Here is a 10,384-nt window from a genome sequence, read left to right on the forward strand (position 1 = left end):
TATTTACAGCTGGCCTTCAATTCGCTAAAGTGAATCTGAAACGTTTTAGTTCTGGTGCGGTTTTATGCACTTCACTTCAGGGGAATACATCACATGAACGCTACTCCGGTCTGTTGTTTTGGTGAGGTGTTAATTGATTTTCTGCAAGACAAAACCCAGCCAGGGCTGTTTCAGCGCTTTGCCGGCGGCGCTCCGGCCAATGTGGCCGTGGCTGTGGCCCGACTGGGGGGGCACAGTAAATTTATTGGCATGTTGGGTAAAGACATGTTCGGTGATTTTTTGCTGCAGGAGCTGCAAAGTTATGGTGTGGATTGCAGTGCTGTACGCCAGACGGCTGAGGCTAAAACCGCACTTGCTTTTGTCGCGTTGAATGAAGAGGGGGACCGCAGTTTCTCTTTTTACCGGCCACCTGCCGCTGATCTGCTGTATAAAGTAGAGCATTGTCCGAGCGATCTTTGGCAGCAAAAGGGCATTTTGCATTTATGCTCCAATAGCTTAACTGAGCCTGAGATAGCTCAAACCAGTTTTGCTTTGGTCCGGCTGGCACAACAGCATGGTTGGTTGGTGTCGGTGGATGCCAATTTACGGCATAACTTATGGGCTGAGGGCAAAGCCAGCAGAGAGTTGGTGATCCAATTGCTGGAGATGGCTGATCTGGTCAAGCTCAGCGAAGACGAGCTGGAGTATCTGGCTGATGGTCAAGATTCAGCAAGTTGGCTGCAGCATATCCTCAGCTTCAGACCCGCCTGGCTGGTGGTGACAGCAGGTGCAGCACAAGTCCAAAGTTACACTAAAGCGGGTGTCTTTGCTGTGCCGGTAAGCTCTGTACAGGTTGTGGATACGACAGCCGCAGGTGATGCTTTTGTTGGAGCCTGGTTGTATCAGCTTGCGCAACAATTCACGCTTGGGAGCAGTTTTTCTGAGGTACTGGCAGAGCAAAGTATTCAACGGCAACTGATCGAAAAAGCGATAACAGCGGGCTCGCTCACCTGTCAAAAATTCGGCGCTTTTGCAGCCTTACCTACAGCACAAGAATGGAACTAGTCATTGTTGTTATGAAAAGGGCTAACTTGCGTTAGCCCTTTTTAGTTAGACCTTGATGTCAATATTCTGACCCAGGTTGCCGACAGGAACCGGACTTGGCGACTGCAATGCCGGAGACGAGTTGACAGCGCTTTCCAGCAACTGCATGGTTTGTCTCCCTTCCTGTTTTTGCTGAGTTTTTGCCAGACTGGCACCCAACAGTTCATAGCTCTGGCTAACTGCAGCCGAGCCTACGGATTGTGTCATAGTCACTCCCATGCCATATCTCCATACATCGTATCGGCAGCAGGATCCTAGACTTTAGAATTATTTTCAGGATCAGAAAAAAATGAAGCCGCTTGTTGCAGCAAGCGGCTTCGGTCTTTAGGCGTGCGGAGTGACTTATGTTCCAAATGCCTGAAGTTATTAAATTCTCTTTGACAGTTTTGCGTTCACTGTCAGTGGATCATCGCAGTTGACTGAGAACGAATGCTACGCTCCGGAATAATGCTGGGTAGACTGTTGGTCTGTGCCACAGGTTCCAGTGGACGTATCGGCCGGGTTGGGCTTTTCTTCACTGTACCTTTTAATAAAGGCTCTGGTTTTAATGCATGTTGACCAATTTTAGCCGCTAAACCTTGCTGAATGTCGGCAATAGTATAGCCAGTTTTAATCTTCATCCGTACATAAGGAATTCCAGCAGCTTCAAAAGCACCACTGACAAACCAGTCAGGTACAGCTTTGTGGCCATCTCTACTGTTGTTGTTGACCAGATCAACTACAGCCACAATGCTCATATCGGTCGGATCGCACAGAACAAAATCCAGATACTTGGCATTCAGTTTCACCGACGCTGCGATACGGGATTTGGCATCAACATTGCTCTTTAATTCTAGAATGTCAGCCATTTTCACTCTGTTCATCACTTTGTACTTTCCTTTGACTGCTTGTTCCAGCATGTTCAGGTAAGACCGTTCAACCTGAGTAAAAAGACTGCTTTTTTTGCTAAATGGAAAAGGATTGCCGTGGCTCATAAAACGGCTGGCTAAAAAAGCAGCCACCATAACCAACACGGCTAATACGACAATTAAAACTTCCATTAATGACCTCCGACAAACTTTTGACTCTGCAGCTCAAATGAGTTGGCTGCACAAGAGGTAAAGCATAAGGTGTGCCAATAAATTAGAATTAATGCTCTAATTTATATAAATTTGCTGAATGTCTGGCATATGGCCTATTAATGGCTGAAATGATGGGGATCCGATCGGGTTCGGCTTATAGTGAAGGGAACTCCTATTGCTACAGACAAGGATCACCCGAATGACAAGCAGCACCATTGCAGGATTAGAGATCAAAGGCCGTCTGCCGGCTGAATTTCAAACTATATTAACGCCAGAGGCCTGTCGGCTGGTTGTTGAATTAACGCGTGAGTTTCGCCTGCCGCTCAAGCAATTGCTGTTGCAACGAGCCACAGAGCAGGCGCGTTATGATGCTGGCGCTTTACCTGATTTTCGTGCAGACACTGCAGATATTCGCAGCGGTGACTGGAAGGTCGCCGCTATTCCGGCCGATTTGCAGGACAGAAGGGTAGAAATTACCGGACCGGTGGATCGCAAAATGATCATCAACGCCTTAAATGCTGATGTAAAAGTTTTTATGGCAGATTTTGAAGACTCACAAGCCCCCAGTTGGGATGGCGTGATTGAAGGCCAGATTAACTTACGTGACGCCAACTTAGGCACCATCAGCTACAGCGATCCCCAGTCCGGTAAACAATATGCGCTGCGTGACAAACAGGCCTTGTTGATAGCCCGGGTGCGGGGTTTGCACCTGTGGGAAAAACATTTAGAAGTAGATGGCGAGGCTGTACCAGGCTCATTGGTGGACTTTGCCTTGTACTTTTTTCATAACTACCAAACCCGTTTAGCCAAAGGCTCAGGGGTGTACTATTACCTGCCGAAGCTGCAAAGCTACAAAGAGGCCGCCTGGTGGGATGCGGTGTTCCGTTTTACCCAAACTAAATTTAACCAGCCTGTCGGGACCATTCGCGCTACTGTACTGATTGAAACCTTGCCAGCCGTGTTTGAAATGGACGAAATTCTGTATGCACTGCGTGAGCACATCGTGGCGCTGAACTGTGGCCGTTGGGACTATATTTTTAGTTATATCAAAACCTTAAAGAACCATGCTGACCGCGTCTTACCAGACCGTCAGGTGGTGACTATGGATCAGCCGTTTTTATCAGCTTATTCAAAACTGCTGATCAAAACTTGCCATAAACGTGGCGCTTTGGCGATGGGCGGTATGGCGGCTTTTATTCCGGCCAAAGACCCTGTAACGAATCAAGCCATTTTAACCAAAGTAACGGCAGATAAAGAGCGGGAAGCCAGCAACGGCCATGACGGTACCTGGGTGGCGCATCCAGGGTTAGCTGCTACTGCTAACGCAGTCTTTAATAAGTACCTGACAGAAGGCAAAACCAATCAGCTACATATCAGCCGTACTGATGATGCCCCTGTCACTGCCGCTGATTTGTTGGCTCCAAGCGCAGGTGAACGCACTGAGGCTGGCATGCGCACTAACATTCGGGTGGCTTTGCAGTACATCGCAGCCTGGATCAGTGGTAAGGGTTGTGTGCCTATTTATGGTTTGATGGAAGATGCAGCGACGGCAGAAATTTGTCGTACCTCGATTTGGCAGTGGATTAAACACGGTAAAAGCTTAAACAATGGCCAATTGGTGACCAAAGACTTATTTGCCCAGATGCTGCAGCAGGAAGCTGCTGTAGTGCGTCAGGAAGTTGGCGAAGAGTTGTGGCAACAACAGCAATTTGAGCGCGCTCAGGCGCTGCTGCTGCACATTACCACGGCCGATCAACTGGTTGATTTTTTGACCTTACCTGCTTATGAGTTATTAACTGCTTAATTGATTGATTCGGTCAGAGCCTATGGCTCTGACCTTTTACAAATGCAGCTCGTCTGCCACTTCGGTAATTAACCGCCTTAGCCAGATATGACTGGCATCCTGATGCAGTAACGGACTCCAGATCATTTTCAGCTCTATAGACGGGATCGGAAAAGGCGGATCCAACACTTTCATCGTTGCGTCATTCTGATACAACAGCGCAGCCCGTAAAGGCAAAGTCGCAATCAAATCTGTTTCTACTGCTAAATGCATAGCCACATGATAGTTACGGGTAAAAACGCTGATGCTGCGCTGTTTACCGAACTTGGCTAAGGCTTCGTCCACCCATCCCAGTTTTTGTACATCGGCCGGATCCATGCCGACACCTACACCAAAACCAGTTTTGCTGACCCAGATATGCTGGGCTTTTAAGTAAGTGTCTAAATTAAAGTTGCCAAGTATAGGATTTAAGCTATTGACCAGACAGGCAAAACTGTCTCGCCATATGGTCTTTTGATGAAAAGACTGCGGCAGTTGATCAAAGCGGTTAATCGCCATATCCACCTTACCATTTTCCACATCATGAAAGGTCACATCGGACGGCGTCATAATATCCAGCGAGGTACCAGGTGCCTGAGCCCGCAGCTTTTTCAGCAAAGCCGGAATAAGAGTCGAGGCCGCATAATCGCTGGCCATAATACGAAACACACGATGGCTGTGTTCCGGCTCAAAATCTTTGTTGGGTTGTAAGGTTTCTTCCAGTGTCAGCAAAATACCCCGTACCACAGGAGCCAGATCTTTAGCCCGCTCTGTCGGCACCATACCGTCCGAAGTCCTCACCAGAATAGGGTCGTTTAATAAATCCCGCAGTCGTTTTAAGCCATTACTCATGGCGGGCTGAGTGATATTCAGTTGGTTGGCGGCACGGGTGACATTTTTTTCCCTGAGCAACACATCCAGATACACCAACAAGTTCAGGTCAATTTTACTGATATTCATCTGCGTTCACTTCTAATGGCTGATCTGCTGTCAATTTGATGCCTTCTATATTCACACAATGAATGACGGGAATCAAAAAAATCAGCTACATGAATCTTATTTTTGAAACCTATAGTGGATGTCAACAGCGGCAATTACTCAATGCCGGGCAAACTAAAGACAACACCACAGGGGATGCATCATGTCAGCTTATCAACAGACCATTCAACAACTGCAGCAAAGCTGCAAAGCACAGGGAGCTGGCTGGGCCGCGATCAATGCCGAGTCTGCCGCCCGTATGCAGCTACAAAACCGCTTTAAAACCGGTTTAGATATCGCAAAGTACACCGCTGATATTATGCGTGCAGATATGGCAGCTTATGATGCGGACAGCAGTCAGTACACTCAGTCTCTGGGCTGCTGGCATGGCTTTATAGGTCAACAAAAACTGATCGCTATCAAGAAACATTTCGGCACGACAAAACGTAAATACCTGTATTTGTCCGGTTGGATGATTGCGGCGCTGCGTTCTGAGTTTGGCCCTCAGCCTGATCAGTCGATGCACGAAAAAACCGCAGTACCGGCCTTAATCGAAGAGTTATACACTTTCTTAAAACAAGCCGATGCCCGTGAATTAGGCGGCTTATTCCGTGAACTGGATCAAGCCCGCGCCAACGATGATCAGGCCAAAGCGGCTGAAGTGCTGCATAAAATCGACAACTTTGAAACTCATGTAGTGCCTATTATTGCTGATATAGATGCCGGTTTTGGTAATGCCGAAGCTACTTATTTACTGGCGAAAAAGATGATTGAAGCCGGTGCCTGTGCTATTCAGATTGAAAACCAGGTATCGGACGAAAAACAATGTGGTCACCAGGACGGTAAAGTCACAGTGCCCCATGCCGATTTTCTGGCCAAAATTAATGCAGTACGTTACGCCTTTTTAGAACTAGGTATCGAAAACGGCATTATTGTCGCCCGCACGGACTCCTTAGGCGCTGGTTTGACGAAGCAAATTGCGGTCACTAACGAGCCGGGTGATTTAGGTGATTTATACAACAGCTTTTTAGATGGTGATTACATTCAAAGCGCTGAGGATATTCAAAATGGCGATGTAGTGGTCAAAGCCAACGGCAAGCTGTTAAAGCCAAAACGTTTAGCCAGTGGTTTGTTCCAGTTTAAGCAAGGCAGTGGTGTCGATCGCGTGGTACTGGATTGCATTACGTCCTTACAACATGGTGCTGACTTACTGTGGATTGAAACCGAAAAACCTCATGTTGGTCAAATCGCTGAAATGGTCAACCGAATCCGCCAAGTGGTGCCTGATGCCAAGCTGGTGTACAACAACAGCCCGTCTTTTAACTGGACATTAAACTTCCGTCAGCAAGTGTTTGATGCCTGGCAGGCGGCGGGTAAAGATATATCTGGTTATGACAGAACCAAGCTGATGAGTGCAGATTACGATGAGACTGAACTTGCGCTGGAAGCCGACAAGCGTATCCAGACCTTCCAGGCGGACGCCGCACGTGAAGCAGGGATTTTCCATCACCTGATCACCTTGCCAACCTACCATACAGCGGCCTTGTCGACCGACAATCTGGCGAAAGAGTACTTTGGTGCTGCCGGTATGCTGGGTTATGTGGCGGGCGTCCAACGCAAAGAAATTCGTCAGGGCATCGCCTGTGTCAAGCATCAGAATATGTCAGGTTCTGATATTGGCGATGATCACAAAGAGTACTTCTCTGGAGAAGCTGCGCTGAAGGCTTCAGGGAAAGACAACACCATGAACCAGTTCTCCTAACCTCTGGTTTATGGCCAAGTAATTGCTGAAAAGAGTGAATTACTCAAAGTAATTGATGTTGTAGCCAGGCGACAAGTGCGAACATCCCCATGAACATAGTAGTCCTATGTGATTGGGGTGAGCGCACGCAGTCAACAACGCTGCGGCTTCAAGTACGAAGAGAAATTTGATTTACGTGGTCGGTTTAGACTGACATTGGCAGCCGCAAGGCTGCCTTTTTTATCTGAGCAAAGTAGGCTAGTTGCCTATTGGATAGCGTTTTTTGGTGATAATGCACTGACAATTGCCGGCCAGCTTACCCTGTAGAGTTTATACAAGCCCTGCTTAGATGCTCTGTCGCTGGCGAAATAGAGCCACTGTCCATCCGGCGTGAAGTTAGGAGTAATTTCTCCGGCCGGGCTATTGATAGGTTCAGGTAACAGAGTGGCTGGCCCAAAGCCATTTGCCGTCACTGTACTCATGTACAACTGAGGCTGGCCACCAGCTCTGGTGCTCCACCATAACGCATAGTGACCGTCAGGACTGATGGTGAAGTCACTGTTTTGTTGGCCCTGATTAACCGGAACCGGTAAAGCCGTTGTCTGCTCTGTTGTCGCATTGTATTGATAGACCGACAAAGTTGACGGCCCGCCAGGGCGGGTAGAGGAAAAGTACAGCATCTGCTGATGTTGCTCTGGTCCCAATTCTATGGCCGCACTGCTGATTTGAGGAGCCAGAGGGACTGGTTCGCTCCAGACTCCGGCATTGTTCGTACTGACAAAGATATCCAGGGGGTGGGCTTGCTCCTGAGTTTTACCCCGGTCAGAAATAAACACCAGCCTTGATCCGTCCGCGTTAATAAAGGGATCGGTATCACTGAATTCCGCCTGACTGAAAGATACCGGAACCGCTTGTTGCCATTGCTTATTCTGCTGCCGTGCCAACATGATCTGTGGATTCAGGAAATTTATATTTGACTGAGCAAAAACAGCCAGCTTGCCGTCAGCCGTCTGATGATAGTTGTATTGCTGCAACTCCTGTTGCATACCGGGCAGAACCACAGCTTCAGGCTCAGGCAGAGTAGCCCAGACCGGCAGGCTGGCCAGAGTAAAAACCGCTATCAATTGTTTCATCAACACCTCATAAATCCTAAATCACCATTTTTATCTCGTTCGTCATGCTGACAGCATCGCAGCTTTTGTGCAGCGGATTGTTTCCAACGGTCTAGTTTCAGGGATGAGTGATACTGCAGCTCAGGCTCTGGACGCACTACCAGCCGTATGATGCTGTTGACTAGCGTAATAATCTGAATAGTCAGAGAAAGTTTTCTGACGCGCCACGGGTCTTCTTAACCATCTTAGCCATGGCTGAGACGGCTTCTTGTTGTTTGCAATGCGTCGTTAACGGAGGTGCCCATGGCCCTGATGCTTCATTCTATACGCAGTAAAATTATTGCAGGTTATGCCGCTGTATTACTGGTTGCAGTTCTGTCTGCAGCGGTGCTGTTAAACAACAATCAGCAAATTCGGTATCGAGTCGATGGTTTCACCGGTACTACCTTGCCGGTGTTAGCCCAACTGGATGTGCTGTTGTCTGCCAGTAAAGAGTTAGTGCTGGCAGGTTATTCTTTGTATGGCACTACGTTAGACCACGCGGCGTTTAAAAAGCAGCAGCGAGAGTTAGAAGTCAGATTAGACCAAACTAATCAACATCTGGCCGGGCAATTACAGGTCTCTTTGGATAAAGAGTTAGCAGCTTTTCATCATGCGCTCAATGCGTTAGCGACAGTGATGGCAGCTTCAGAGGTAAATTGGGATTCTGCCAGGGAAAAGCTGAGTGACTTAACCAAGCATTCCGCTGTATTAGCCGTTCGCGTAGAGCGGCTCAGGACAGAGGTGGCTGCAGAGGCCAATAGCGGTTCGTTAGCGATTTCTGAACAGTTAGCTTCAAGTTTTTTGGTGATCATCAGTCTGATTTCAGCTCTGGTTATTGTTGCGATCGGAGCTTTTATCCTGGCACAGCGTCAAATCGCTGTACCTATTCAGAATTTGTCCGGTCAAATCACCCAACTGGCACAAGAACGGGATTTGACTCTAATATTTGATCGGCAACACCAAGGTGAACTTGGGTTGATGTCCACCAGTCTGACGCATTTGTTAAAGGTTTTCAGTTCTGGCATGGCAGAGGTGAAAGCAGCCATAGTGCAGATTGATAAAGCCGTTTCCGATCTTGGTCATAGTACTGATTTGTCCGCTTGTTCGGTGCAAAGTTTACAGGCCGATATCATCAGCTTAGTGGGCCTGATGCAACGCTTAGAGCAACAGATGGCTCAAAGTGTTGATTATTCAGCCTCTGCTGCGGCATATGCCCAGCAGGGGGCGCAGCAACTGGCACAAGCTCAGCAAGAAGTTCAACAAAGCAGTGATAGCATTCATAGTCTGGCGAAAGACATTGAAACTACAGCCTCAATGCTATTGAGTCTTAAAGTAGCGGGCGATCAGGTCTCTACAGTGGTAAAAACTATTGCAGATATTGCAGCTCAGACCAATCTATTAGCACTAAATGCAGCCATAGAAGCGGCGAGAGCGGGAGAGTCAGGCCGTGGTTTTGCTGTGGTTGCTGACGAAGTTCGCACCTTAGCAACACGAACACACCAATCTACGGTGGAAATAAATACTATGCTCGAAACTATAGTGCGCTCTATCCAGTCTGCGGTGACTACTATGGGGTCAAATCAGCAACAGGCATCGCAATCCGTACAGTTGTCTTCTTTGTTGGTTGAGACCTTACAGCAAAGCCGGATTGTGATCCTGCAATTGGCTGATGTGAGCAAGCAATCTGCAGCCATCGCCAGCGAAGCGCAGCAAGAGGTGGCACAGATACGCCATCAGGTGCAACAGTTTAAGCAGTTGGGGGATCAGGTGCTGGTCGGCAATACGCAAATCGGCCAGGCGGCTCAGTCGATGACTGAACTGGCTGACCAATTAAGCACTACGGTGTCTAAATACAAACTTTGAAAGCTTAATCGCATTAATTATGGCGCTACTATGTCAGAAATGGACACATTGCCTTTTGAACGTTGCTCGTAGGGCTCAAGCATGGCCACAACTCTGTCAGCATTAGCGCTACGGGCAAAGTTCACCAAAGTTTTGCCGTCACACACCACTTTGTCGACCGCTCTTTGTTTCGACAGGCGGTTGGCTTTGAGTGTTTTGTTCAGGCTGATGCGATCATTATCCTGTGCATGAGCGCAGGTTTCGATCAATACATCCTGGATCTGGGGGTCCATAGTGCTCTGGGCACTGGCGCTGGCGGATAAGGTCAATACGGCTGCGGCAAAGAGTAGTTTCGCGTTCATGTTGTCGTCCTCTGAAGGTTGATATATGGCGTTTGCCATGACTGTAGTGTGGTACTGCAGGCCTTGATTTTCCTGCGGTTTGTGACCAGAGGGACAGCTAAAGTGACTAGCGGACAAGCCTTACTTTTTGTTACTTTTTGCGCAAAAAAGATACAAAAAAAAGCCCGTCATTGCTTGAACTTTGACAGACTTATGACCAGCAAAATGAAGGTGAAAACCGCTATTTTGCCGGCAGTAATTGTGACGACCAGTCCGCTTTAAAGCGTCTGGATGCGGCAACTGTCTGGCCGTTGGAAAGTAATAACTGATAGTCGTTGTTATGAGGCTGCACCTTATGCACA

The 10,384-nt window shown here is 48.0% G+C and carries 9 protein-coding genes; 4 read left to right on the plus strand and 5 right to left on the minus strand.

Annotation, left to right across the window (positions count from 1 at the left end; genetic code table 11):
* Positions 1 to 93: 93 nt before the first annotated feature.
* Complete coding sequence (locus SD53_RS11200; protein ID WP_046520323.1) at positions 94 to 1,044, plus strand: carbohydrate kinase family protein; 951 nt, start codon at positions 94 to 96, stop codon at positions 1,042 to 1,044.
* Between the two features lie 45 nt (positions 1,045 to 1,089).
* Here SD53_RS11200 and SD53_RS11205 read toward each other — a convergent pair whose 3' ends face one another.
* Both SD53_RS11205 and SD53_RS11210 read right to left on the minus strand, forming a co-directional pair.
* On the minus strand, positions 1,090 to 1,290 hold the full coding sequence (locus SD53_RS11205; RefSeq protein WP_046520333.1) for a hypothetical protein: 201 nt from the start codon (positions 1,288 to 1,290) through the stop codon (positions 1,090 to 1,092).
* Positions 1,291 to 1,481: 191 nt separating this feature from the next.
* A complete protein-coding gene (locus tag SD53_RS11210) occupies positions 1,482 to 2,123 on the minus strand; it encodes a DUF2726 domain-containing protein (RefSeq protein WP_046520324.1) in 642 nt (213 codons plus the stop codon).
* Between the two features lie 220 nt (positions 2,124 to 2,343).
* Between SD53_RS11210 and aceB the strand changes: the two genes are divergently transcribed.
* Positions 2,344 to 3,948 (plus strand): malate synthase A, encoded by a 1,605-nt coding sequence (gene aceB / locus SD53_RS11215; RefSeq protein ID WP_046520325.1) that lies wholly within the window; start codon positions 2,344 to 2,346, stop codon positions 3,946 to 3,948.
* Positions 3,949 to 3,984: 36 nt separating this feature from the next.
* Here aceB and SD53_RS11220 read toward each other — a convergent pair whose 3' ends face one another.
* Positions 3,985 to 4,926, minus strand: a complete 942-nt coding sequence (locus SD53_RS11220) for a LysR family transcriptional regulator (protein WP_046520326.1) — start codon at positions 4,924 to 4,926, stop codon at positions 3,985 to 3,987.
* A gap of 181 nt (positions 4,927 to 5,107) precedes the next feature.
* Here SD53_RS11220 and SD53_RS11225 point away from each other — a divergent pair, with 181 nt between their 5' ends.
* Entirely contained in the window at positions 5,108 to 6,706 is a 1,599-nt protein-coding gene (locus tag SD53_RS11225) for an isocitrate lyase (protein WP_046520327.1), read from the plus strand.
* Between the two features lie 245 nt (positions 6,707 to 6,951).
* Here the strand turns inward: SD53_RS11225 and SD53_RS11230 are convergent, their stop codons facing one another.
* Positions 6,952 to 7,818 carry a TolB family protein gene (locus SD53_RS11230; protein WP_046520328.1) on the minus strand — a complete coding sequence of 289 codons (867 nt, stop codon included), beginning with the start codon at positions 7,816 to 7,818 and terminating at the stop codon, positions 6,952 to 6,954.
* Between the two features lie 282 nt (positions 7,819 to 8,100).
* On the opposite strand from SD53_RS11230, the gene SD53_RS11235 reads away from it, so the two are divergent.
* A complete protein-coding gene (locus SD53_RS11235; RefSeq protein WP_052749354.1) occupies positions 8,101 to 9,702 on the plus strand; it encodes a methyl-accepting chemotaxis protein in 1,602 nt (533 codons plus the stop codon).
* A gap of 17 nt (positions 9,703 to 9,719) precedes the next feature.
* Here the strand turns inward: SD53_RS11235 and SD53_RS11240 are convergent, their stop codons facing one another.
* Positions 9,720 to 10,043: a DUF3718 domain-containing protein gene (locus tag SD53_RS11240; RefSeq protein ID WP_046520335.1), complete on the minus strand. Its 324-nt coding sequence runs from the start codon at positions 10,041 to 10,043 to the stop codon at positions 9,720 to 9,722.
* Between the last annotated feature and the right edge of the window lie 341 nt (positions 10,044 to 10,384).

It is taken from the genome of Rheinheimera mesophila, from assembly GCF_000986865.1.
Lineage (GTDB): Bacteria > Pseudomonadota > Gammaproteobacteria > Enterobacterales > Alteromonadaceae > Pararheinheimera > Pararheinheimera mesophila.

What these genes read in the sequence shown, in the direction of transcription:
- SD53_RS11200 (WP_046520323.1), top strand. Translation starts at nt 94, where the DNA reads ATGAACGCTACTCCGGTCTGTTGTTTTGGTGAGGTGTTAATTGATTTT.
- SD53_RS11205 (WP_046520333.1), bottom strand. Translation starts at nt 1,290, where the DNA reads ATGACACAATCCGTAGGCTCGGCTGCAGTTAGCCAGAGCTATGAACTG.
- SD53_RS11210 (WP_046520324.1), bottom strand. Translation starts at nt 2,123, where the DNA reads ATGGAAGTTTTAATTGTCGTATTAGCCGTGTTGGTTATGGTGGCTGCT.
- aceB (WP_046520325.1), top strand. Translation starts at nt 2,344, where the DNA reads ATGACAAGCAGCACCATTGCAGGATTAGAGATCAAAGGCCGTCTGCCG.
- SD53_RS11220 (WP_046520326.1), bottom strand. Translation starts at nt 4,926, where the DNA reads ATGAATATCAGTAAAATTGACCTGAACTTGTTGGTGTATCTGGATGTG.
- SD53_RS11225 (WP_046520327.1), top strand. Translation starts at nt 5,108, where the DNA reads ATGTCAGCTTATCAACAGACCATTCAACAACTGCAGCAAAGCTGCAAA.
- SD53_RS11230 (WP_046520328.1), bottom strand. Translation starts at nt 7,818, where the DNA reads ATGAAACAATTGATAGCGGTTTTTACTCTGGCCAGCCTGCCGGTCTGG.
- SD53_RS11235 (WP_052749354.1), top strand. Translation starts at nt 8,101, where the DNA reads ATGGCCCTGATGCTTCATTCTATACGCAGTAAAATTATTGCAGGTTAT.
- SD53_RS11240 (WP_046520335.1), bottom strand. Translation starts at nt 10,043, where the DNA reads ATGAACGCGAAACTACTCTTTGCCGCAGCCGTATTGACCTTATCCGCC.